Below are 22,355 nucleotides of genomic sequence, written 5' to 3'. Positions count from 1 at the left end.
GGACGAGGTGATGGGCTGGACGCATTCATGGTCGATGCTGGTCCAGCAAGTTCGCTAACTTGGCAACGTCGACCGGTTTCACAAGATGATGGCTGAATCCAGCTGCCATGGTTTTGAGCCTGTCATGTTCCTGACCGTATCCTGTCACCGCAATGAAGAGCGCATGCGCGGTCTCCGGCTCCGCCTTTAATCGACGGACCAGCTCGTTACCGTCCATTTCCGGAAGTCCGATATCGAGTATGCACACGTCGGGTTTTTCCTGGGTGGCGCGGACGATCGCGAGGGTCGACGAATGCGAGATCAGAACTTGATGACCCAACGTTTCAAGATATAAAGCCAGCATTTGTGCCGCGTCGACGTTGTCGTCCACGACCAGAATACGCAGAGGCTGCTTCGGACGTGACGCCGGGTGCAGATTGCCGCTCTCGTTCACCGCCGCATCCGGCGCGACATGGTGGCGCGGGAGTCGCACGGTAAACTGACTTCCTTGACCTCGGCCCTCACTGAAGCAACTGATCGTTCCGCCATGGAGTTCGGTCAGACTCTTGACCAGGGCGAGGCCGATCCCCAGTCCTCCCTGGGTACGGTCCGATGTTCTCTCCGCCTGGGTAAACAGTTCGAAGACTTGCGACTGCAGCTCCACCGGTATACCGATGCCATCGTCTTCGATCGTCAGCGCCAGTGCATTTGCCTCGACCACAAGTCTCAAGCGCAGGTTACCGCCTTGCGGCGTATATTTGGCTGCGTTATTGAGGAGATTGGTGATGATTTGCACCAGGCGCTTCTGGTCCCCCATCACATAAGCTTTTTCCGCCGCCAGATCGAAGAGCAAATGATGACGTTGCGCTTCGATAAATGGCCGGACCTGCTCGACAGCGCTATAAATGATCGATTTCAGATCGAGCGAGCTTTTTTCAATCCTGACCAGGCCCCGGGTCACCCTCGACACGTCTAACAGGTCGTTGACAAGGGCCGTCATGTGCCTGACCTGGCGGGCAATGATCCGGGAAGTCCTTTTGGTCAGCTTGTCGTCCAGGGCAGGCGCCTGCAGAACCTCGGCGGCTGCGGCGATGGGCGCCAGCGGATTTCTCAACTCGTGGGCAAGCATCGCCAGGAACTCATCCTTGCGGCGGTCTGCAGCGAGCAACCTCTCTTCGGTTTGCTTACGCTCCGTCACATCGCGCGTCGTGCCCGCGACGGCTTCCACCTGGCCGTCAAGGCCGAGTACCGGTGTGAAAATGTACTCATAGATACGTCGGCCGTTCGTGCCTTCAAACGGTACTTCTCCACGAATGGATCGCTTGCTGGCGATGACTTGATCGATCTCGCGGTCATGCATGTCCGCGTGCCATGACTCATAACCGAGCTCCAGGCAAGTCTTTCCAATCGCTTCGTCCCAGGTGCGGCCCCACATCCGCAGCAATACCTTGTTAGCGTAGATAAACCGATGGTCCAGTCCGAAAACGTAGGCCAGATCCGGGGTATTTTCCAGGCAAGCCTCGTAGAGCCGGCGGCGGCGCTCCGATTCAGCGATGACGTGGTCCAGCTCTGCTGCGTTCCTGGCTCGCTCGCTGGCAATCCGCGTTCGTTCAGCGACTTCCTTGATAAACACCAGTTCTTCAGCTGACCAGTTTTTCACCTGTGCGTCATTGACAAAAATGACCGCAACCAGGTTACCTTTTTCGACCACCGGCACATTGACGAATGAAGCCGCGCTGCGTTCCTTCAGAGCGGTTGCAAAACCTGCAGTACGGCTGTCCTTATCGACGTCATTGATGACAACGAGCTTCGCTGCCTTCAAGTCATCAATGAACGATCCATAATGCCGCAGGTTCAGTGTGCCAGCCAGGCTCTCCACATCCGGGGCATTCCAGTCGCGGACGACATGCAGTGTTTCGGCAACAGGGTCGATGGTTCCATATCCCACCCGGCTTACGCCCAATGTCTGCCCCAGGGTTTCAGCGGCTTTGAACATGATCTCTTCCGGCCTGCTCAGGTCGCGAAAGATCTCGGTCAGGGTGACCAATGCGGCGCGGCGCGCCTCCTCGCGCATACGGGCAGAGACGTCACGAAAATAAACGGACAACCCGTCTGGAGCAGGATACACATTGACGTCATACCACCGGTCGTGATCGGGATAGTAGGAGCAGAATGTCAGGGAGGTCCGCTCTTCGGCCGCTCTTCGATACATTCGTTCGAAATCGCTTCCCACGGTACCGGGGTACACATCCCATATGCTTTTTCCGAGCAGGTCCCTGGCCTCGCAATTGAGCGTCGTTACCGTCTGACGGTTGACATAGGAAAACTCCCAGCTACCGTTGAGGCTGAAAAAAGCGTCGGTGATGCTGTCCAGAATAGTCTCTGCATCACTTAGCCGGACGCGTCTGTCACTTGTTTGATCTTGCATTCAACGAATTCTCAAGGGGATACGACCCAGAGTGTAAAGCTTTTCAACCTGGAGGGGCGGTCATGCAGTGGCATCCCCTCACCAAGGCAAAAAAACTCGCTCATGGACGTTTATGCCCGAACTCGGAAGGTCACCGAGCTCGGTGCCCTTCATGCAAGACATGACGCTCAGCGGTCTCGACCCTGGGAAGCACAGCATCCATGTGCCGCAAGGTCCGCCGTACCCGACGATTATCCCGCTGAAAGTACCGCCAGTGCTTCGGTGCTGCGCGCCACGGGACGGCCTACCTGCTGCGCCAACGCAATCACGGCCTCGACCATTTCGACATTACTCATCGTCGCGCGTCCCAGTGGATCTTCGATGCCGACGCGCAAATGACCGCCGCGTTCCAGGACGTACCGCGCCAGGTCGGTATCGAGGATACTGCCGCCCAGGATCGAAACGATCCATGGCGTGTTCGCCCCCTCCAGGAGCGACAGATAAATATCCAGCGCTTCTTTCGACGGCGGAATACCGTAGGTCGCGGTCGACCCCGACGCACCCCAGGCGTTATTTCCGGGAAAATAAAGCTTCACCAGGGTCCCCGGCACCAGCTTGCCGGCGGCGCCAAAGGAGCGCACCCAGCGCAGGCCGCCCGGCTCGAAGATACCCAGGGAAGCCGGCGCGCGGTAGCGGTAGCCGCGCTCGATCATGGCGCTGGCCTGTTCGAAGGTCGCGCCATTGCTGACCGACTTCGTCATCAAGCCATGCTCATCCAGCCGGCCATGGATCGAGAGCCCAGGATCGAAGGCATACATCGTCAGCACGCCCGCTTCGAACATCGGTTCCAGATGTTCCATGCGTTCCTCGAAGTGGCTCCCCGGAAGAAAGCCTGGATACATCAGCGTGCCGGGGTGCGACTCCTGAACGCTGCGATTGATCTCGATATATTGCGCGATCGCGTCGGCACGGCTCAGCGAGAAATTATGGTGGCAGTGGATGATGCCGGCACCGGCGTCAATGCAGGCGCGCGCCTCATCGATGATCTGCTTCGTGCTTGGCTCGCAGCCGCCGGCGTTGGCGACGACAGACGAAATCGCGGCTTCGATGACGAGCGGGCGGTCGCTGGCCCTGAAGGTGTTAACGGACATGTTGATTCCCTGTTTTCTGAGTGATGTGGTTGAAATGACCGGTGTCGGCCGCCTCTGCCGGCGTCGCCAGCAGGGCGCTGAAAAAATGAAAATTCCGTATCAGCGTCGCCAGGGGATCCAGGGTGGGATCGAGGCTGAATGACTGCCATGCCATGCGAAACGCAGTGACGATGGCGGCACCGGCAACCAGCGCCTGCGGCGACGACGGCGCCAGGCCCAGGCGCGTCGCGATCGCTTCCGCCCACAGCGCCTCGCTGTCGATGATGGCCTGCAAGCGAGCCGCCCGATAGCTGTCGTGCTGCTCCAGGATGCGGAAAAATACGGCGCTGGCGCCCGGTTCCTTCAATGGCCAAGCGTCCGCCCAGGCCGCCGCAAGCGAATCCATGATCGGTTCGCTGGCGCTGCGGGCGGCGAAACCGTCGACGATCCGTTGCAAGCCGTTCTCCAGGAATGGGCGCACCACATCCTCCTTGCGCGGGAAATAGCGGTAGAAAGTACGTTCCGAGATGCCGACGTGCGCGGCGAGTTCCCTGATCGACACATCACTCGAACCACGTGCGATGAACAATTGCACGCTGGCGCGCGACGCCACAAGCATGGCCGAGGGTGGTCCAGATGAGCTCGATTTCATGAGGTCTTTTGGCAGTTTCTGCCAGATTAGGATCAATGGCAGAAACTGTCAAGCACTTCGGAGTGGCGTTCGCCATCGTGACGACGGCCGCGAGGGCCGGGACAGTCGATTCCCAAATGTCGGTTAGAATTTTGCGCACCCATGATCCTATTTTCATCCTCCGATATGCCTGCCTCCAACCCCACCGTTAAAATCACCCTATCGACCACCCGCCTCGCTGCAGCAGAACGCGAGAAAGAGCTGAAGGCCATTCAGTTCGGCCGCGTGTTCACCGATCACATGGCAGTGGTCGACTATCGCAACGGCACCTGGCAGGATGGCGAGGTGAAGGCATACGCTGCGATTCCGCTGTCCCCGGCCGCGTCGGTCCTGCATTATGGACAGGCGATTTTCGAAGGCTTCAAGGCCTATCGCCAGCCGGACGGATCGGTCAGCATGTTCCGCCCCGAGGAAAACTGGCACCGTTTCAATCGCAGCGCGCAGCGCCTGGCCATGCCGGCGATCCCGAAAGACCTGTTCATCGGCGCAAGCGAAGCGCTGGTGGCGATTGACGAAGCCTGGGTACCCTCCGGCCCGGGAGAGAGCCTGTACCTGCGGCCGTTTATGATTGCCACGGACCCTTACCTCGGCGTGCGCCCATCCGAAACGTATATGTTCCTCGTGATCGCCTCGCCGGCCGGCGAGTATTTCCCGCAAGGGCTCAAACCCGTCAGTGTCTGGGTCAGCAAGGATTACGTGCGCGCCGCGCCGGGCGGCACGGGCGAAGCGAAGTGTGCGGGTAACTATGCGGCCAGTCTGCTGGCGCAGGCGGAAGCCAAGGACCAGGGTTGCGACCAGGTGATTTGGCTGGACGCGATCGAGCGCGAAATCATCGAGGAAATGGGCGGCATGAACCTGTTTTTCGTGTACCGACAACAAGGCGAACCGGTCGTCGTGACGCCCGCGCTGACCGGTACGCTGCTCGCCGGGATCACGCGGTCGACCCTGCTGGACCTTGCCGCCGACCTCGGATTGAAAGCCGAAGAACGCAGGCTCCGCCTGACCGATGTACTGCAGGATATCGCGTCCGGTGCAATCTCCGAAGTGTTCGCCTGCGGTACGGCGGCCGTGATCACGCCGGTGGGTGAAATCAAGGGCCGCGGCTTCGCACAGGTCGTCAATGATGGTGGCAACGGCCCGGTTGCCATGGCCCTGCGCGACGCCCTGCTCGGCATCCAGCGTGGCACGGCGCCCGACAAGCATGGCTGGATGCATGCGGTGCTGCTCGGCTCCACTCCACGGTAAGCTGGTCGTCGGTTCGGCCTGCGCACGTGGGAGCGTGCGCAGGAACGTTCGCATCCTTATCATTCAAAAGCTAACGAACTTTCAGCTTGACAGGCCGGCCCGATGCGCTACGCTATAAATACTATATAACCACACAGTGGAGACAAGATGGATCCGGTCATTTCAAGCGTCACCCTCCCAATGCCGCCCGTGCCGACTGTGACCATGCCGCATGCACAACCATCCTCGGAGATCGCCTTGCCCCCTGGCGCAATGGACCCGGACGAGCAAAAGGAACGCCATCTGCCGGGCTCCTGGACGGGGCCATATGACTTTGCATTGATCAACCTGTTACCTTAGCGCGCCGATAGCCCCTCCACCACGCCGTCGGACGCGCGCGGCGTGGACTCAATTAGTATCACAGTTGTAAATCCATGCGCCGTGCGCGTGCCCGCCCAAGACTATTACGCTGGACGGTTATGCTGCTTCCCATCGGGCCGTTCGTGAACTTCAACAGCAACGCAGGCTCACCGCCCTGACAAACCTGCGCTCGTCAAAATACCTGGACAACCTAATCGCGCAGGACCATCGCAACATAAAGTCGAGGCTCGGCGCCATGCTGGGCCTGAATAGCTTCGCTTGCGCTAACGTCACAATCCCTGGCGTCGAGCTCATGCATCGTATTCGGACGGGGCAGTTCGACTTACGCTCTCTGGGCACTCAGGAGCAAACTCCGTCCGAAATCTGGGCCGCTGTCCTGGCAACCCCACCTGCAGGGCCTTCACCCCAATCGATTCGCCCCTGTTCGACGATTTGCACCAGAGCCCTTTTCGCGGAAAGTCCCTGCGCCCCCGCACGTATCCCACTGCGGTTGTACTTGACCGCTGTGGCATCGGCAGCGAACGGTTTCTGTAAATCCATATTTTCGGCTTGCCCTGGCAACGACACCCTCATAAACTGTTAATGTGTCAGTTTTATTAGAGGCATGGTCAGTAGGTACCTGATCGACGCGTAGCGAACGACTGCATCGCGTATGCGATTCCAAGCATGATAAAAATATGGAGACAGAGACAATGAAACCAAGCAGTTTGAAGATCGGGCATCGGCTCGGCGCGGGGTTCGGCACCTTGATCGTACTGATGATCGTCATTACCGGCATCAGCGCGCTCCAGCTGTGGCAGAGCAATGGCCGCCTCGGCGTGATCGTGAAGGAGCGATACCCCGCCACGGTGCTGGTCAACACCATCAAGGCCGACCTGACCGACATGGTCGGCAACATGCGCAACATCCTGGTGGTCAACGATGTCGCCGCCAGCCAGACGCAATTGTCGCTGATGCAGCAGAGCGGCGAGTTCGTCGAAGAGAACAGCGTCAAGCTCGCCGCGATGATGAACGGGTCCGATGAAGAGCGCCAGCATATAGCCAACCTCAACCGGAAGCGGGCTGACTTCAACGAGCTGCGCGGCCGCTTTGTTATGATGGTCAAGGAAGGCCAGCTGGCGCCGGCGAAGGACCTGATGCTGTCGCAGATCCAGCCGTTCGCCGAATCATATGTCGCCGCGGTCGACAGCCTGATCCAGTACCAGGGCAAGCAGGCCGAAGCGGCCGGGGAGCATGCCGCCGCCGCGACCGCCGTGTCGCTCAAGATCATGGCCGCCATTGCGCTCGCCGCCAGTGTGATCGGGGTGGCCCTTTCGATACTGGTCACGCGCGGCATCACGCGCCCGCTCAACGATGCTGTCGCGCTGGCCGGCAAGGTAGCCAACGGTGACCTCAGCGTCGACATCACGGTGCGTTCGACGGACGAAATAGGTGCCCTGATGCTGTCGCTGAAAAACATGAACGGCAGCCTGGCAAGCATCGTCGGCGATGTACGCGCCGGTACCGACAGCATCGCCACAGCGTCGGTCGAGATCGCCTTGGGCACTGCGCAGCTTTCCGAACGCACGGAGCAGCAAGCAGATTCGCTGCACGCGACGTCGACGGCAGTCGACGAATTGAATGCCACCGTTCGCCAGAACGCCGGCAATGCGGAACTGGCCAACCAGCTCGGCACAAACGCCGTTGCGACCGCGCTCAAAGGCGGGGCGGTGGTCAGTCAGGTGGTATCGACCATGAACCTGATCAAGGAATCGTCGCGGCGCATCGGCGACATCACCGGTGTGATCGACAGCATTGCGTTCCAGACCAATATCCTGGCGCTGAATGCCGCGGTCGAAGCGGCGCGCGCAGGAGAACAGGGGCGCGGGTTTGCCGTCGTCGCCGCCGAGGTCAGGAACCTGGCACACAGGTCCGCCGATGCGGCGCGCGAGATTAAGGGGCTGATCGTCGATTCCGTGGGCCGGGTCGATACCGGTCATGAACTGGTCGAGCAGGCTGGCACGACCATGACCGAAATCCAGGACGCAGTGCAGAAGGTGACGGCGATCGTGGCCCAGATCAGCGCGGCGACCCTGGCGCAGAGCACGGGGATCAATGCGGTGACGGAGGCAGTCGCGCAGATGGATGATATGACGCAGCAGAATTCGGCGCTGGTGGAGGAAGCGATGGCGTCGACGGAAGCGCTGCGCGACCAGGCGGCGGCACTGGCTAGTGCGGTGAGCGTGTTCAAGCTGGAAGGCCCTGTGGAAGAAGGCGAGGTAACGGCGATACAGCCGGTGCGACGCCCACGCTGGAAGCAAGTGCTCAGGCTTGGAGCGCCAGCGCGAGCGAGCGTCTTGTGACGGCTGCATTCCGTGAGGGTTCCGTCGCATCGGCCTTCGAATCCACGACCGGCTACCGCGCCGCAGATATCGTTGGCCGCTCCGCGCTGCTGTTGCGGGAGATCGAGGCTGAGCAGTCCGGTGTGGCTGAACTCATGGCGGCAACAGAACCCCGGCGAGAGGGCTGAATCTCCACTGCTTTACTGGAGACAGTCGTTCATTGAAGCTGTGGCGCCGCTTTGGATTGGAGAACATCTCGATGTAGTCGACGATGCCCTGCCTGGCTTCGTCCCGCGTTGCATAGAGTCAGAAACAAGGCGCGGGCCGAAGTTTAAAAAAAATTACAACTGTAGTATCAGGTATGCCAGTCTCGAAAACAAACCGGGTAGCGCTCAACGCTACCCGGTTATCGACGCCTGGCCAACCAGATTCAGATGCGTTCAAAAATCGCCGCGATGCCCTGGCCGCCGCCAATGCACATCGTCACGAGCGCATAGCGCCCGCCGGTGCGCTGCAATTCGTACAATGCTTTCACGGTGATGATGGCGCCGGTGGCGCCGATAGGATGTCCCAGTCCGATGCCGGAACCATTCGGATTCACCTTTGCCGGATCCAGTTCCAGCCCCGCCGTGACGGCGCAAGCCTGAGCGGCGAATGCTTCATTGGCCTCCGCGACGTCGATATCGGCGACCGTCAAGCCGGCGCGCTGCAGCGCCAGACGGCTGGCGGGAATGGGGCCGATGCCCATGTATTTCGGATCCACACCGGCATGCGCATAAGCGACCAGGCGTGCCAGCGGCTTGACGCCACGCTGCTCCGCCACGCCCCGTTCCATCAGCACCAGCGCCGCGGCACCGTCGTTCAGACCGGAAGCATTGCCGGCCGTGACCGTGCCGTTCTTCTTGAACGCGGTCCGCATGGAGGCCAATCCTTCCAGGGTCGTCTCCGGGCGGATGTGCTCGTCCGTGTCGAACAGCACCTCACCCTTGCGCGACTTGACGGCGATCGGCAGGATTTGCTCCTTGAAGTGACCGGCGGAGGTGGCATGCGCCGCGCGCCTGTGTGATTCCAGCGCCAGCGCATCCTGCGCCTCCCGGGCGATGCCATAGCGCTGCGCGACATTCTCGGCAGTGATACCCATGTGGACCTGATCGAACGGATCGGTCAGCGCACCTGTCATCATGTCGACGAAGCTGACATCCCCCATGCGGGTGCCCCAGCGCAGGGCGTTCGTCGCATGCGGAGCACGGCTCATGTTTTCCGCGCCGCCTGCGACAGCGATAGCCGCATCGCCGAGCAGAATCGACTGCGCCGCCGATACCAGGGCCTGCAGGCCGGAGCCGCACAGGCGATTCACGGTCAACGCCGGTGCCGCGTGGGAGATCCCGGCACGTACTGCCGCCACGCGCGCGAGGTACATGTCCGCAGGTTCGGTGTGAATCACATTGCCGAACACGACGTTCCCGACGTCGTCGCCGTGAACACCCGCGCGTTCCAGCGCTTCGCGCGTGACGCGCGACGCCAGTTCGGTGGGAGGAAAGTCTTTCAAACTACCGCCAAAGGCGCCAATGGCGGTTCGAACTCCACTGACGATCACGACTTCTCTTTGCATACATGCTCCATTCCAGTTGATTGCGTTCCGTGCCTACATTTTCTTGCCTACATATTTGTATAATTCGGCCCGCCGCCACCTTCCGGCGTGACCCACACGATGTTCTGCGTCGGGTCCTTGATGTCGCAGGTCTTGCAGTGCAAGCAGTTCTGCGCATTGATCTGCAGGCGGTCCTTGCCCTCGTCCGTCTTCACGAACTCATACACGCCGGCGGGGCAGTATCTCTGTTCCGGACCCGCGAACTTGGCCAGGTTGATCTCGACCGGCACGTTCGGATTCTTCAGCGTGAGGTGGATGGGCTGGTCTTCCGCATGGTTCGTGTTCGAGATGAACACGGACGACAGGCGGTCGAACGTCAGCTTGCCGTCCGGCTTCGGATAGACGATGGGCTTGAAGTCGGACGCCGGGCGCAGGCATTCGTGGTCCGCGTGGGTGTGGTGCAGCGTCCACGGCGCCTTGCCCTTGAACAGGATCTGGTCGATGCCGACCATGATCGTGCCCGTGATCAGGCCCTTGCTCATCCACGGCTTGAAGTTGCGCGCGACGTGCAGTTCCTCGTGCAGCCACGACTGTTCGAAGGCGACCGGATAGCTCAGCAGCTCGTCGTGCTGGCGGCCCGCGCCCAGTGCGGCGTACGCGGCGTCAGCGGCCAGCATGCCCGTCTTGATGGCGGCGTGGCTGCCCTTGATGCGGCTCGTGTTCAGGAAGCCGGCGTCGCAGCCGATCAGCGCGCCGCCCGGGAACACGGTCTTCGGCAGCGACTGCAGGCCGCCTGCCGTGATCGCGCGCGCGCCGTACGAGATGCGTTTGCCGCCTTCGAAGAAGTGGCGGATCGCCGGGTGCGTTTTATAACGCTGGAACTCTTCGTACGGCGACAGGTACGGGTTCTGGTAGGCCAGTCCTACGACGAAGCCGACCGCGACCTGGTTGTTTTCCAGGTGGTACAGGAACGAGCCGCCGTAGGTGTCGTTATCCAGCGGCCAGCCGGCCGTGTGGATCACGAGGCCCGGCTTGTGCTTGGCCGGATCGATTTCCCACAGTTCCTTGATGCCGATGCCGTAGGTCTGCGGATCCTTGCCCTTGTTCAGGTCGTACTTCGCCATCAGCTGCTTGCCGAGGTGGCCGCGCGAGCCTTCCGCGAACAGCGTGTATTTCGCGTGCAACTCCATGCCCAGCTGGAACGCATCGGTCGGCTGGCCGTGGCGGTTGACGCCCATGTTGCCGGTGGCAACGCCCTTCACGGAGCCGTCGTCGTTGTACAGGATCTCGGCGGCCGGGAAGCCGGGGAAGATCTCGACACCGAGCGCTTCCGCCTGCTGGCCCAGCCAGCGCACGACGTTGGCCAGCGAGATCACGTAGTTGCCATGGTTCGTCAGCATCTTCGGCACGAACATCGACGGCGTCTGGTACGACTTGGTCTCGGTGAGGAACAGCACGCGGTCTTCCGTCACGGGCGTGTTCAGCGGTGCGCCCAGTTCCTTCCAGTTCGGGAACAGTTCGTCCAGCGCGCGCGGGTCCATCACGGCGCCCGACAGGATGTGCGCGCCCAGCTCGCCGCCTTTTTCCAGCACGCAGACCGACACGTCCTGGCCTTTCTCGGCCGCCAGCTGTTTCAGGCGGATGCTTGCTGCCAGGCCGGCCGGGCCGCCGCCGACGATGACCACGTCGTATTCCATGGCTTCACGGGGGGCGTATTCTTCAAATTGCGGACTCATTTATTGCCTTGTCGTTTGCCCATCAAGGGCACTGTTGTCATTTTCCGGTCCACCGCGGCGGGCGCTTTTCCGTGAATGCCCGCGCACCTTCGAGCGCGTCGTCGCTCTGGAAGACTTCGTCGATACTCGCCTGGAGCGATCGGCGCGCGGCCTCGGTGCCCTCGCGTGAGCAACGCCACATCGCACGCCGGGTTGCGGCGACCCCGAGAGGCGCGTTGGACGCGACGCGCTGGGCCAGCGCCAGTGCCGCTCCAACGACCTCGGTGCTGTCCACCACCCGGTTCAGCAGGCCAAGCTGGAGGAGCCGGGATGCGTCGACCAGCTCTCCTGTCAGCCCGAATTCGAGCGCCAGCGCAAGGGGGATCCGCGACGGCAGCAGGGTGCCGCCACCGGCCGGGAACAGTCCCCGCTTCACTTCCGGCAAACCGAACATCGCATGCCGGGCAGCCACCGCCAGGTCGCAGTGGAGCAGCAGTTCAAAACCGCCGGCGACAGCGCTGCCATTGATCGCCGCGATCACGGGCTTGGGGTAGCAGCCTGTCGCAAACCGGTCGTAATGGAGATTGGTACGGGCACCATGGTCGTTTCGATCCAGCGCGAAGGCGCCCAGGTCCATGCCCGCGCAGAATGCCTTGTCGCCCACCGCGGTCAACACGACGGCGCGCACCTCCTCCGATGCCGCCGCTTCTCCGAGTGCGGCGGACAAGGCGGCAATCAATCCGGGCGTCAGGGCGTTGCGCTGCGCCGGCCGGTTCAGCGTCAGCACCTCGACGGGGCCGTGCCGTGCCGTCAGCAGTTCCATGCTCAGCTCAGGCCCACCACGGGAATCACCGCGCCGTGCACGGCCCGGGCCCGCGCCGACGCCAGGAACACCACCACGGCCGCCAGGTCGCTGACACCGACCCAGCGCCCGGGATCGGCGTCAGGCATGCCCATGCGGTTGGCCGGCGTGTCGAGGATGCTGGGCGCGACCGCGTTCACGTTGATGCCCTGCCCGCGCAACTCCTGGGACATGCTTTCGGTCAATCGGGCGACCGCGTCCTTGGAAGCGATGTAGGCGCCCATGGCGGCCTTGCCGCTGGCGGCAGAAGCCGCTGCGACGTTGACGATCTTCCCGCCGCCGCCGGCCAGCATGCCCGGCACGATCGCCGCGCAGGCATTGATCAGGGTCGCCACGTTCAGGTCCATCATGCGGCGCCATAACCCGCCTGTATCTTCATGGACGGCCGGGCCCATGTCGAAGCCGCCTGCGATATTGCACAGGACCGCCGCGGGGCCGTCGGCAGCGAGCGCTTCGGCCAATGCGCGACCGGCGAGACTGGCGTCCACCAGGTTGGCGGCCACTGTCCGCACCCTGTCCTGCCCCTCGTATGCCCCGCGCAATGCGCCCGCGTCGATATCGACGGCCAGCACCCGGTCGCCGTTTTCCAGGAACGCCGCAACCACCGCCCTGCCGAGCGCCCCCGCCGCGCCGGTCACTACCACAAGATTGGTCATCATTTTCCTCCTCTCAAAGCATGCAGAGAAAAATAACATATCGTCAGTTTTTGCGCAATTCCGACCTCGCCGCAATTGACCTACACCACATAGCTGACATATATTTAGTTTTCGGAGACTCCCTATCGATTCCAACACCGAGGCTTACATGAACACTTCCAGCTACCCTATCTACGACGCCGATCGCCACTTCTACGAGCCGCCCGAGGCGTTCCTGCGCCATCTGCCCAAGAAATTCCACAAGGAGTTCCAGTATGTCCAGGTCAACGGGCGCACCAAGCTGGCCGTCGGCGGGCAGTTGTCCGACTACATTCCGAACCCGACCTTCGAAGTCGTCGCGGCGCCCGGTGTGCACGAAAAATGGTACCGGGGCGACAACCCGGACGGCCTGTCGCTGCGCGAGGCGACCGGCGAACCGATCGCTTCGCAGGCGTCGTTCCACAATGGCGACGCCCACATCGCCGTGATGGACGAACAGCACATCCACGCAGGGCTGTTCCTGCCGACCCTCGCATCGATCATCGAGGAGCGCCTGTCCGCGCAGCCGGAAGTCATCCACGCGCTGCTGCATAGCCTGAACATGTGGACCGCTGAGGAATGCGGCTTCGCGTGCCAGGGCCGGCTGTTCCCGGTGCCGATGATCAACCTGTCCGACGTCGACGCCGCGTGCGCGGAACTGGACTTCCTGCTGAAGGCGGGCGCTCGCGTGGTCGGCATTCGCCCGGCGCCGGTGGCCGGCCTGAAGGGCGGCCGTTCCATGGGTTTCAAGGAATTCGACCCGTTCTGGGCACGTATCGAGGAATCGCGGATTTTCGTCGTGATGCACGTGTCCGACTCCGGCTACGACAAGATCTTCCAGTGGTGGACCGCCGGCGGCAAGGGCGAATTCCGGCCGTTCGAAAAGGACCCCTTCGGCGAAGTCCTGGACTGGATGGGCCGGCCGATCGCCGACTCGCTCGCGGCGATGATCTGTCACGGCATGTTCGACCGCTTCCCGAACGTGCGGGTCGCTTCGCTGGAGAACGGCGCCACCTGGCTCGAACCGCTGCTCAAGCGCCTTGGCAGCACGTTCCACAAGATGCCGAAAGCATTCAAGCGCGACCCGCGCGAAACGTTCCGCGAGCATGTGTACGTGGCGCCCTTTTATGAGGACAGCATCAGCAACGTGGTGGAACTGATCGGCGTGGAGCGCGTGCTGTTCGGCAGCGACTGGCCCCATCCCGAAGGCCTGGGCAATCCGATGGACTACCTGAAAGACATTGCCAGCCTGGACGCGGGACAGACGCAGCGGGTCATGAGTACGAACCTGAAGGATCTGCTGGAAGGGAAGCGCTGATCCGGGAACGCACGACGATGCATGAAAAAAGGGGCCGCGCGGCCCCTTCGTTCCAACTGGAACATCGTGGATCAGTCACGCACGAGCAGCATGGCGCCGGCAATCGGACCGCCGCCGTTCGATACGACCGCCACGCGCGGATCGTTGCGCACTTGGCGCGCGCCACACTGCCCGCGCAGCTGCGCCACCGCTTCCACCACGTGGATCAGTCCATGCAGCCGTCCGCCGGACAGTTGCCCGCCTCCCGTATGCAGCGGCAGATCGCCGTCGAGCGCGATGCGCCTGCCGTCGGCCACGAAAGCGGCAGCTTCGCCGCGTCCGCAAAAGCCGAGCGCTTCCAGCCACAGCAGGCTGAGAAAACTGAATCCGTCGTATAACTGGGCGACATCGACGTCCGCGGGCGTAAGATCGGTACGACTCCACAAGCGCTCCCCGCACGCTTCCGCCGAGTAGCGGGTGTAGTCCTCCAGCTGGTCCCATGTGTCCTTCGTGTGCAGCGCACCCGACATGGCCTCGACGCGGACCGGCGGCGACTTCAGATCGCGGGCCGTGTCGGCATGCGAGACGATCAGGGCGATCGAACCGTCGATCGGCACGTCGCAATCGTACAGGCACAGCGGCGTGGAAATCATGCGGGCCGCCATGTATTGTTCCAGCGTGAGCGGATCGCGGTACACCGCGGCGGGATTCAGGCCGGCGTTGCGGCGCGCATTGATGGCCACCTGCGCCAGCTGCTCGCGCGTCGCGCCGAACTCATGGAAGTAGCGTGTGGCCACCATCCCGATCCAGTTCGCCGCCGACGGCGCGAGGAACGGCGCGAGATGTTCGGCGAAACCGGTCACGCGCTGGCTGCCGTTGCCGATCAGGCTGGGGCGGGCGCCGGCCGCCGCCGACGTCTCGGTCACGGTGCGGAACACGAGCACGTGGCGCGCCTGGCCGGACGCGACCGCCATGCAGGCGTTCAGGACACCTCCCAGCTGCGTGGCTTCGATGCCGGCCGTGTACCAGTTCAGTTTGAGGCCGAGCGCATCTTTCACCTGCCCGATCTGTACCGGGGAGAAGCCTGGCTCGTCCGCCCGATATCCCGGCCAGCTGGACATGCCGTCGATGTCGCGCCGGTCGATACCGGCGTCCTCGATCGCCGCCAGCGCGGCTTCCAGTGTCAGATCCAGTCCACCCCGGCCCAGCCGGCGGCCCGAGGCCGACTGACCGATGCCGGAGATGAGCGCCTGACGTTCGGGAACCTGGATTCTCATCCTGGTCCCGGTTACGCGAACAGCTTCATGACTTCGGCGCTGGTGACGGGCTTGCCTTCCGAATTGGAAGGATTATGGCCGCCCTGGTTGGCCACCGGACGCGTGTCGACGTGGGTGGCCTTGGCGCGCAACGCGCCGACCGTCGATTCCTCGCGCGGCATGATGGCGAACGGGTCGAAGTTAAATTCGCGCATGGCGTTCAGGTGGGTGATCTTGTCGATCGACTCTTTGGGCAAATGCTTGATCGACTCCCACAATGCCTCCGGGCAGTGCGGCCAGACCGTGTCGGAGTGCGGATAGTCGCATTCCCAGGTGATCTTATCGATATTCATGAACTGCGTGTTATGCAGGCCGAACTTGTCGTCGATGAAGCACGTGATGAAGTTCTTCTTGAACAGCTCGCTAGGCAGCATGCCGCCGAAATTGCTGTGAGTCCACGCCTTGTGATGCATGTACGTGAAATCGGCGCGCTCCAGCAGGTACGGCACCCAACCAATGCCGCCTTCCGACAGCGCGATCTTCAGGTTCGGGAATTTCTTGAACACGTGCGAGAACAGCCAGTCGGTCGTGGCGTTCGCGATATACATCGGCATCGTGGTAATCCACGTATCGATCGGCGCATCGTTCGACTGGTAGGGGACGAAGGCGCCCGAGCCGATGTGGATGCTGATGACCAGGCCCTCTTCCTGCATGACGGCGAACAGGGGATCCCAGTGGCCGCTGTGGATGCTCGGCAGGCCCTTTGCGACCGGGCTGTCGAGGAAGCTGATGGTGCGGCAGCCCTTGCGGGCCACCCGGCGCGCTTCGGCGACGCAGGCGTCGATGTCCCACAGCGGCAGGATCGCCAGCGGAATGAAACGGCCGGGCGCGCCGCCGCACCACTCGTCGATATGCCAGTCGTTGTAGGCGCTGATGACCGCGCGGGTGAACTCCTTGTCGTTCGCCTGGAGGAAGAAGGCGCCGCCGAAGGTCGGGAAGGTCGGAAAGCAGATGGAAGCCAGCACGCCGTTGACGTCCATGTCCTCGACCCGCTCTTTCAGGGAATAGGTACCCTTGCGGATCTGGCTGTACGAGGCCGGCTCCATGCCGTATTCCTCCAGCGGGCGTCCGACGACGGCATTCAGGCCGAAATTGGGGTTGGAGCGGCCTTCGTAGACCCACGAGTCGGAACCGGAGCGCAGCGTCGCCATCTTCGGTGCGCGATCCAGCATCGATGCGGGAAGGTGGTTCTTGAACAGGTCAGGCGGCTCGATCACGTGGTCGTCCACACTGATCAGTATCATGTCATTCATTTCCATCGCTATCTCCAGTTATTTGGATTTTCCAAGGGTACCGCGTCGTGCCGCCGCCTGGGCGGCCTGTCGGCGCGGATTGTCGTGCCGGATGCTCATTCCGCATCGAACTCGATAAAACAGTTGTCCAGGACGGGCGCCGAGCGTTCCGGCGCCGACATGCGGAACAGCGCCTCTCCCGATGTGCCATGCCACAGTTCCACCAGCAGGGCCTCGCCGCAATACATGGGCCCGACGTAGCGCACGCCCATGCGCCGCAGGCGTTCCGGCTGGCCGCCGCATGCCGCCTGGAGCGCAGCCCGTCCCGCCAGCCCGAAACATCCGAGCCCGCGCATCATGGCCTTCCCGTCCGCCGCGACCGCCAGTTCCCGGCCAAGCCTGAACATGGCGTCCTCGTTGTCGCCGGGGGCGCGCAGTTCCACGACGAGGTCGGGTGCGCGATCCGCCGGCAGGGCACGACGTCGTGGCGACCATGGGGGTCCTCCGAAGCCGCCGTTGCCGCGCAATAGGGTGGTGACGTCGATGGTGGCGAGCGCCGTGCCGTCCTCCGCGTGCAGGAATTGCTGCTGCTCCATCACGGCGCCCTTGTCCGGGCCACGGTCGGAGATGGCCGCCACGCGCTGCGTCACGACCACCGCACCGGCGGCCGGCAGCGGCGCATGCACCGTCAGCACCTCCTCGGCGTGCACGATGCGACGCCAGTCGATGCCCGTGTCCGGGTCCTTCTGCCAGAACTCGCCGTCGGCCAGCGCCAGCGCCAGCATCGGCAAGACCTTGGCGCCCGCGAGGCAATCGCGGTCGAACGCCTCAAGCGCCGGGCCGAGGCCCGCGCCGTAGCCACGCGTGATCCGTTCGACATCGCGGGCGTCATAGGCCCGGCGGACGGCCGGAAAGCGTCGTGCCAGCAGGCGGGCGCTATCGAATGCCACAGTCGGGTTCTCGGCCTTCATGGCACCTCATGCTCCGCGCACTTCCTTGGCCTTCGCCAGGGATTTGTCCATGCCCGCATTGCGCAGGCGGTGGTGTTCGGCCGTTTCGGTGCTGAGCGTGTGCGTGTCGAAATGCGCCATGATCGAATTGCGAAAGCCCATGATGTCCGCCGCGCGGTTCAACGAACGTTTCATCATGCGGATGCCGATCGGCGGGGCAAGGGCGATGTGCTGCGCAAGCTTGAGCGTAAACGCCTCCAGGTCGGCGCGCGGCACCACGTGGTTGACCATCCCCCACTCCTTGGCCTCTGCGGCCGACAGGCGCTGGCCGGTGAACAGGAATTCCTTGGCCTTGCGCATGCCCATGACCCACGGGTGCACCAGGGTCTCGACCGACGCGGCAGCTAGGCTGTGGACGACCGGGTCGCTGAAAAACGCATCGTCCGACGCCACCATCAGGTCGCACATGTTGGCGACCATGAAGCCGCCGGCGACACAGGCGCCCTGCACCTGCGCGACGGTCGGTTTGGGAAAATCGTGGATGCGCATCGCATTGCCGAGGTAGTACTCGCTTTCCCACAGCCAGCTCTGCTCTGGCGTGAATTTGCCGCGTTTTTCCATGCCCTCGACGAGGTCGTGTCCGGCCGAGAAATGCTTGCCGACGCCGCCGAGGATCAGCACGCGGACATCGTCGTCCCGCTTGGCACGGTCCAGCGCATGGTCGATCTCGGCCAGCAGGTTCTCCGATTCGGCATTGGCTTGCTGCGGCCGGTTGTGGCAGATCCGTACGACCGGGCCCAGCACTTCGTAGGTGATATCGGTATATTCCATGTCTTTCTTCCTCAGGTCGAAAAGCGGTTAAAGAGTGAGTTCGGCATAACCATTGTTCAGTGCGACGACGCCGCGTTCCAGCGCCGTCACGCGGAACGCCACCTTGCCGGGGCCGTCGTCCCATATCTCGGTACGCAGCGTTTCGCCCGGGTATACCGGCGCTGCGAAGCGCACATTCAGTTTGCGCAAGCGGCCGGCGTCGCTACCGCAGCGGAGCTTGAGCACCGCGCGCGCCGCGATGCCGTAGCTGCACATGCCATGCAGGATCGGACGCTCGAACCCGGCTGCCCTGGCCAGCTCGGGATCGACGTGCAGCGGGTTCCAGTCTCCCGACAGCCGGTACAGGGTGGCCTGCTCCGGGCGGGTCGGCAGATCGATGGCGGCATCCGCCGCACGTCCTTCGGGCATCGCGTACGGCATCGGCTGCCCCTCGGCAGTGCCGCCGAAACCGCCATTGCCGCGCATGAAAATAGAATACCCCGCGGTGGCGAGGTGGGCGCCGCTGGCCGCATCGTGCACCTCGCGCCGCATGTACAGCACGGCGCCCTTCGCCTCTCCCTTGTCGTAGATTTCCTGTACCGATTCGGTGCCGTACACCTCACCCTCGGGAGGGAGTGGCTGATGGATCGTAAGGAATTGTTCACCATGTAAAACCCGGCTCAGGTCGATCCCGGCGCGCGGATCGGCTATCCAGTCGCTGTTGCCCGCCAGTACCGCGGCGAAAGTCGGCAGCGCGCTCAGTTTGCGTTCGTAGACGAACTGCAGTTCTCCCGGTGGCAGCGGGTTATCCATCGCGGCGCCGATACCGAGCGCATACAGGATCGTGTCCCGGCGGGTATAGCGCTGCCGGGCCTTGGCGAAGGGCCAGTTCTTGATGCGGTCATAGTCGAGCGGCATGTCTTGTCTCCTCAGCGTCGTCATCACACATTTATTATTTTTGCGGCCAACAAAAACTGTTGATTCGTCAGTTTGTTGGATTATCATAGCAGACATAAGAGCTGACGCTCAATCAGTTTTTTGGGAATTTTCATGTGATAAAGGAGCAGGCAAAATGGCACTACTCGAAGGAAAAGTTGCGGTCATCACCGGCGCCGGGCGTGGACTGGGCGAGGCGTATGCACGCCTGTTCGCGGCCGAGGGCGCGGCAGTCGTCATCAACGATATCGGTCGCAGTGCCGACGGCATGTGGCTGGCGGACGAGGTCGCGGAATCGATCCGGGCCGGCGGCGGCAAGGCGGCGGCGCATACCGGCGACATCTCGGACGTCGCGATCGGGGCCGGCCTGATCGACTTCGCGCGGGCGCAGTTCTGCGGCGTGGACATCCTGGTCAACAATGCAGGCATCCTGCGCGACAAGAGTCTCCTTAAAATGGAGGAAGCCGACTGGGACCTGGTGCAGAAGGTCAACCTGAAGAGCATGTATGCCGTGACCCGCCCGGCGCTGGCGGCGATGAAGGAAGCCGGCAAGGGCGGCGTCATCGTGAATACCAGCTCGGTATCGGGCATCGTCGGGAATTTCGGCCAGGCCAACTATGCAGCCTCCAAGGCCGGCGTGTGGGGCTTTTCCCATGTTCTGGCGCTGGAAGGGGCCAAGTTTGGCGTGCGCGTATGGACGCTGGCGCCGGCGGCCGTCTCGGCCCTGACCGCAGGCCTGATGAGCGAAGACATGTGCGCCCAGCTGGCGCCCGAGCACGTGGCGCAGGTCGCCCTGTACATGGTCAGCGGACTGTCGGGGCAACGCACGGGCCACACCATCTTCGCCTCCGGCCAGGGTATCCGCGAACTGAAACTGCTGCCTTCGCCAGGCATCCGCGGCGGCGGCAGCGGAACCCCGGTGACGGCGCGCGCTCTGGCGGAGGCGGAAGAGCAGCTGTACTACCCTGCGCCCGCACTGACGATCATGGACTTTTCCAAGTGATCGCCGATTCACCTCAACCTGAAGGAAACAACATGAGTAAAGCAATGGTCGCGGGCGTCGGCATGGTCAAGTTCGTCAAGCCCGGCAAGAATGAACAATACGACGTGATGGGTGCAAAGGCGGCTCGCACCGCCCTGGACGACGCCGGCATTTCCTATGACGCGGTGCAGCAGGCCTATGTCGGCTATGTGTATGGCGACACCTGTTCCGGCCAGACCGCGCTGTATGGTGTCGGCCAGACCCAGATCCCCGTCGTCAACGTCAACAATGCCTGCGCCTCGGGTTCCACCGCGCTGTTCCTGGCGCGCCAGGCGATCACCAGCGGTGCCATCGACGTCGCCCTGGTGCTGGGCTTTGAACAGATGAGCCCGGGTGCCCTGGAATTGCCGTCGCAAGACCGCACCCCCATCACCGTCCGCATCGACAAGGCCATGGACGAAATCCGCGGCTTCGACGACAAGGTGCCTACCGGCCTGCAGTACTTCGGCGGCGCCGGCGCGGAATACCTCGAGACCTACAACGTGGGCGCGGAGCTGTTCGGCCGCGTGTCGGTCAAGGCGCGCAGCCATGCCGTCCGCAATCCGTACGCACTGTTTTCGGAACCGCTGACCCTGGAACAGGTCATGCAGTCTCCGCACATCTTCGGCCCGCTGACACGCCTGATGTGCTGCCCGCCCACCTGCGGCGCCGCCGCCGTGGTACTGGTGTCCGAGCGCTACGCGCGCGAACACGGCATCAAGGCCGAGGTGGAACTGGCGGGCATGAGCCTCGTGACCGACGGGCCGGCGAGCTTCGAATCGGGCAGCATGATCAACCTGGTGGGCGCCGGCATGACCCGCCGCGCATCCGCGCACGCGTACGCGCAGGCGGGGATCGACGTCGCCGATATCGATGTGGTCGAGCTGCACGACTGCTTCGCACCCAACGAGGTGATCTCCTACGAGGCGCTGGGGTTATGCCCGGAAGGCGGCGCGGAGAAGTTCGTGCTCGATGGCGACAATACCTTCGGCGGCAGGGTCGTGACCAATCCGTCCGGCGGCCTGCTGTCGAAAGGCCACCCGCTGGGCGCCACCGGCCTCGCCCAGATCACCGAGCTCACCTGGCACCTGAGGGGCCAGGCGGGCGACCGCCAGGTGCCGGACGCGCGGGTCGGTGTGCAGCACAACGTCGGACTCGGCGGCGCCTGCGTGGTGTCGGTCCTGAAACGCTGAGTGCGGGGCTCCGCGCGCAGCCTGCGCGCGGAGCGTGGCCGTCAGGTCGAGCGGGCCAACGCCAGGAACTCGGTGCGCAGCGCCAGGTTCGGCTGCAGCTCGCCCAGCATCGCCGACGTGATCGTCTCCTCGCCGATGGCGCGGATGCCGCGGCTCTCCATGCACAAATGGCGGCAGCTGACGACGACGCCGACCGCCTTGGGCGCCAGGTGCTCCATCAGCGCTTCCGCGATCTGGGTCGTCATCCGCTCCTGCACCTGCAGCCGGCGCGCGAAGCAGTCCACCAGCCGTGTCAGTTTCGACAGTCCCACGATCTTGCCCGCCGGGAGGTAGCCGACCGTCGCCTTGCCGAAGAACGGCGCCAGGTGGTGTTCGCAGTGGCTATAGACGGGAATATTCTTCACGACGATCAGCTCGTTGTACTGCTCCGCGCCATCCTCGAACACCTTGAGCACCTCGGCCGGATCCTGCGCGTAGCCCGCGCTCCACGCCCCCCACGCCTTGGCGACGCGTGCCGGGGTTTCCTGCAGACCCGGACGGTCCGGATTCTCCCCGATCGATTCAAGGAAGCGGCGCCAGTCCGCCCTGCCGAAACCTTTATCCCGCATGATACCTCCTCCAGTGA

Annotated in this window: 18 protein-coding genes and 2 pseudogenes; 6 read left to right on the top strand and 14 right to left on the bottom strand. The window is 63.1% G+C overall.

The window, feature by feature from the left end; all coding sequences use genetic code 11:
* Positions 1 to 25 precede the first annotated feature (25 nt).
* The 3 genes from BVG12_RS00855 to BVG12_RS00845 all read right to left on the bottom strand — a co-directional run bounded on the left by BVG12_RS00855 (position 26) and on the right by BVG12_RS00845 (position 4,168).
* The gene (locus BVG12_RS00855; RefSeq protein WP_075790734.1) at positions 26 to 2,407 is read right to left on the bottom strand and encodes a hybrid sensor histidine kinase/response regulator; all 2,382 of its coding nucleotides are present in this window, start codon (positions 2,405 to 2,407) and stop codon (positions 26 to 28) included.
* 230 nt (positions 2,408 to 2,637) lie between these two features.
* Positions 2,638 to 3,537, bottom strand: coding sequence for a 3-keto-5-aminohexanoate cleavage protein (locus tag BVG12_RS00850; protein WP_075790733.1), 900 nt, complete (start codon positions 3,535 to 3,537; stop codon positions 2,638 to 2,640).
* The gene (locus BVG12_RS00845; RefSeq protein WP_083684320.1) at positions 3,527 to 4,168 is read right to left on the bottom strand and encodes a TetR/AcrR family transcriptional regulator; all 642 of its coding nucleotides are present in this window, start codon (positions 4,166 to 4,168) and stop codon (positions 3,527 to 3,529) included. The genes BVG12_RS00850 and BVG12_RS00845 overlap by 11 nt, the downstream gene beginning before the upstream one ends.
* Before the next feature lie 141 nt (positions 4,169 to 4,309).
* On the opposite strand from BVG12_RS00845, the gene BVG12_RS00840 reads away from it, so the two are divergent.
* From BVG12_RS00840 to BVG12_RS35585, 3 genes and pseudogenes are all read left to right on the top strand, one after another.
* Positions 4,310 to 5,452: a branched-chain amino acid aminotransferase gene (locus tag BVG12_RS00840; protein WP_083684318.1), complete on the top strand. Its 1,143-nt coding sequence runs from the start codon at positions 4,310 to 4,312 to the stop codon at positions 5,450 to 5,452.
* Positions 5,453 to 5,885: 433 nt separating this feature from the next.
* A pseudogene (locus BVG12_RS35955) lies at positions 5,886 to 6,191 on the top strand (DDE-type integrase/transposase/recombinase); the annotation flags it as partial.
* A 313-nt stretch (positions 6,192 to 6,504) separates the two neighbouring features.
* Positions 6,505 to 8,154: a methyl-accepting chemotaxis protein gene (locus BVG12_RS35585; protein ID WP_075790730.1), complete on the top strand. Its 1,650-nt coding sequence runs from the start codon at positions 6,505 to 6,507 to the stop codon at positions 8,152 to 8,154.
* A gap of 132 nt (positions 8,155 to 8,286) precedes the next feature.
* On the opposite strand, the pseudogene BVG12_RS00825 reads toward BVG12_RS35585, so the two are convergent.
* The 5 genes and pseudogenes from BVG12_RS00825 to BVG12_RS00805 form a co-directional block, all read right to left on the bottom strand.
* Positions 8,287 to 8,439 (bottom strand): annotated as a pseudogene (locus BVG12_RS00825) (IS3 family transposase); the annotation flags it as partial.
* A gap of 124 nt (positions 8,440 to 8,563) precedes the next feature.
* Positions 8,564 to 9,745 carry a beta-ketothiolase BktB gene (gene bktB, locus BVG12_RS00820; RefSeq protein WP_075790728.1) on the bottom strand — a complete coding sequence of 394 codons (1,182 nt, stop codon included), beginning with the start codon at positions 9,743 to 9,745 and terminating at the stop codon, positions 8,564 to 8,566.
* A gap of 47 nt (positions 9,746 to 9,792) precedes the next feature.
* Entirely contained in the window at positions 9,793 to 11,421 is a 1,629-nt protein-coding gene (locus tag BVG12_RS00815; protein ID WP_075790727.1) for an electron transfer flavoprotein-ubiquinone oxidoreductase, read from the bottom strand.
* A gap of 76 nt (positions 11,422 to 11,497) precedes the next feature.
* Positions 11,498 to 12,262, bottom strand: a complete 765-nt coding sequence (locus tag BVG12_RS00810; protein WP_075790726.1) for an enoyl-CoA hydratase/isomerase family protein — start codon at positions 12,260 to 12,262, stop codon at positions 11,498 to 11,500.
* A gap of 2 nt (positions 12,263 to 12,264) precedes the next feature.
* Positions 12,265 to 12,957: an SDR family NAD(P)-dependent oxidoreductase gene (locus BVG12_RS00805; RefSeq protein WP_083684418.1), complete on the bottom strand. Its 693-nt coding sequence runs from the start codon at positions 12,955 to 12,957 to the stop codon at positions 12,265 to 12,267.
* Between the two features lie 148 nt (positions 12,958 to 13,105).
* Between BVG12_RS00805 and BVG12_RS00800 the strand changes: the two genes are divergently transcribed.
* Positions 13,106 to 14,293 (top strand): amidohydrolase family protein, encoded by a 1,188-nt coding sequence (locus BVG12_RS00800; RefSeq protein ID WP_075790724.1) that lies wholly within the window; start codon positions 13,106 to 13,108, stop codon positions 14,291 to 14,293.
* Positions 14,294 to 14,364: 71 nt separating this feature from the next.
* Here BVG12_RS00800 and BVG12_RS00795 read toward each other — a convergent pair whose 3' ends face one another.
* The 5 genes from BVG12_RS00795 to BVG12_RS00775 form a co-directional block, all read right to left on the bottom strand.
* Positions 14,365 to 15,549 (bottom strand): thiolase family protein, encoded by a 1,185-nt coding sequence (locus BVG12_RS00795; protein WP_075790723.1) that lies wholly within the window; start codon positions 15,547 to 15,549, stop codon positions 14,365 to 14,367.
* Positions 15,550 to 15,560: 11 nt separating this feature from the next.
* The gene (locus tag BVG12_RS00790) at positions 15,561 to 16,847 is read right to left on the bottom strand and encodes an amidohydrolase family protein (protein WP_075790722.1); all 1,287 of its coding nucleotides are present in this window, start codon (positions 16,845 to 16,847) and stop codon (positions 15,561 to 15,563) included.
* Between the two features lie 89 nt (positions 16,848 to 16,936).
* Positions 16,937 to 17,770 carry a MaoC family protein gene (locus BVG12_RS00785; protein ID WP_169926771.1) on the bottom strand — a complete coding sequence of 278 codons (834 nt, stop codon included), beginning with the start codon at positions 17,768 to 17,770 and terminating at the stop codon, positions 16,937 to 16,939.
* Positions 17,771 to 17,797: 27 nt separating this feature from the next.
* Positions 17,798 to 18,601, bottom strand: coding sequence for an enoyl-CoA hydratase (locus tag BVG12_RS00780; RefSeq protein ID WP_075790720.1), 804 nt, complete (start codon positions 18,599 to 18,601; stop codon positions 17,798 to 17,800).
* Between the two features lie 27 nt (positions 18,602 to 18,628).
* On the bottom strand, positions 18,629 to 19,498 hold the full coding sequence (locus tag BVG12_RS00775) for a MaoC/PaaZ C-terminal domain-containing protein (protein ID WP_075790719.1): 870 nt from the start codon (positions 19,496 to 19,498) through the stop codon (positions 18,629 to 18,631).
* 154 nt (positions 19,499 to 19,652) lie between these two features.
* Here BVG12_RS00775 and BVG12_RS00770 point away from each other — a divergent pair, with 154 nt between their 5' ends.
* Complete coding sequence (locus BVG12_RS00770) at positions 19,653 to 20,519, top strand: SDR family NAD(P)-dependent oxidoreductase (protein WP_075790718.1); 867 nt, start codon at positions 19,653 to 19,655, stop codon at positions 20,517 to 20,519.
* Positions 20,520 to 20,551: 32 nt separating this feature from the next.
* Positions 20,552 to 21,730 carry a lipid-transfer protein gene (locus BVG12_RS00765; RefSeq protein ID WP_075790717.1) on the top strand — a complete coding sequence of 393 codons (1,179 nt, stop codon included), beginning with the start codon at positions 20,552 to 20,554 and terminating at the stop codon, positions 21,728 to 21,730.
* 41 nt (positions 21,731 to 21,771) lie between these two features.
* Here the strand turns inward: BVG12_RS00765 and folE are convergent, their stop codons facing one another.
* Complete coding sequence (folE, locus tag BVG12_RS00760; RefSeq protein ID WP_075790716.1) at positions 21,772 to 22,338, bottom strand: GTP cyclohydrolase I FolE; 567 nt, start codon at positions 22,336 to 22,338, stop codon at positions 21,772 to 21,774.
* Positions 22,339 to 22,355: the final 17 nt, after the last annotated feature.

The sequence above is a fragment of the Massilia putida genome, assembly GCF_001941825.1.
Classification (GTDB): domain Bacteria; phylum Pseudomonadota; class Gammaproteobacteria; order Burkholderiales; family Burkholderiaceae_D; genus Telluria; species Telluria putida.
This window is presented reverse-complemented; position numbering and strand designations above follow the sequence as displayed.

What these genes read in the sequence shown, in the direction of transcription:
- BVG12_RS00855 (WP_075790734.1), bottom strand. Translation starts at nt 2,407, where the DNA reads ATGCAAGATCAAACAAGTGACAGACGCGTCCGGCTAAGTGATGCAGAG.
- BVG12_RS00850 (WP_075790733.1), bottom strand. Translation starts at nt 3,537, where the DNA reads ATGTCCGTTAACACCTTCAGGGCCAGCGACCGCCCGCTCGTCATCGAA.
- BVG12_RS00845 (WP_083684320.1), bottom strand. Translation starts at nt 4,168, where the DNA reads ATGAAATCGAGCTCATCTGGACCACCCTCGGCCATGCTTGTGGCGTCG.
- BVG12_RS00840 (WP_083684318.1), top strand. Translation starts at nt 4,310, where the DNA reads ATGATCCTATTTTCATCCTCCGATATGCCTGCCTCCAACCCCACCGTT.
- BVG12_RS35585 (WP_075790730.1), top strand. Translation starts at nt 6,505, where the DNA reads ATGAAACCAAGCAGTTTGAAGATCGGGCATCGGCTCGGCGCGGGGTTC.
- bktB (WP_075790728.1), bottom strand. Translation starts at nt 9,745, where the DNA reads ATGCAAAGAGAAGTCGTGATCGTCAGTGGAGTTCGAACCGCCATTGGC.
- BVG12_RS00815 (WP_075790727.1), bottom strand. Translation starts at nt 11,421, where the DNA reads ATGGAATACGACGTGGTCATCGTCGGCGGCGGCCCGGCCGGCCTGGCA.
- BVG12_RS00810 (WP_075790726.1), bottom strand. Translation starts at nt 12,262, where the DNA reads ATGGAACTGCTGACGGCACGGCACGGCCCCGTCGAGGTGCTGACGCTG.
- BVG12_RS00805 (WP_083684418.1), bottom strand. Translation starts at nt 12,957, where the DNA reads ATGACCAATCTTGTGGTAGTGACCGGCGCGGCGGGGGCGCTCGGCAGG.
- BVG12_RS00800 (WP_075790724.1), top strand. Translation starts at nt 13,106, where the DNA reads ATGAACACTTCCAGCTACCCTATCTACGACGCCGATCGCCACTTCTAC.
- BVG12_RS00795 (WP_075790723.1), bottom strand. Translation starts at nt 15,549, where the DNA reads ATGAGAATCCAGGTTCCCGAACGTCAGGCGCTCATCTCCGGCATCGGT.
- BVG12_RS00790 (WP_075790722.1), bottom strand. Translation starts at nt 16,847, where the DNA reads ATGGAAATGAATGACATGATACTGATCAGTGTGGACGACCACGTGATC.
- BVG12_RS00780 (WP_075790720.1), bottom strand. Translation starts at nt 18,601, where the DNA reads ATGGAATATACCGATATCACCTACGAAGTGCTGGGCCCGGTCGTACGG.
- BVG12_RS00775 (WP_075790719.1), bottom strand. Translation starts at nt 19,498, where the DNA reads ATGCCGCTCGACTATGACCGCATCAAGAACTGGCCCTTCGCCAAGGCC.
- BVG12_RS00770 (WP_075790718.1), top strand. Translation starts at nt 19,653, where the DNA reads ATGGCACTACTCGAAGGAAAAGTTGCGGTCATCACCGGCGCCGGGCGT.
- BVG12_RS00765 (WP_075790717.1), top strand. Translation starts at nt 20,552, where the DNA reads ATGAGTAAAGCAATGGTCGCGGGCGTCGGCATGGTCAAGTTCGTCAAG.
- folE (WP_075790716.1), bottom strand. Translation starts at nt 22,338, where the DNA reads ATGCGGGATAAAGGTTTCGGCAGGGCGGACTGGCGCCGCTTCCTTGAA.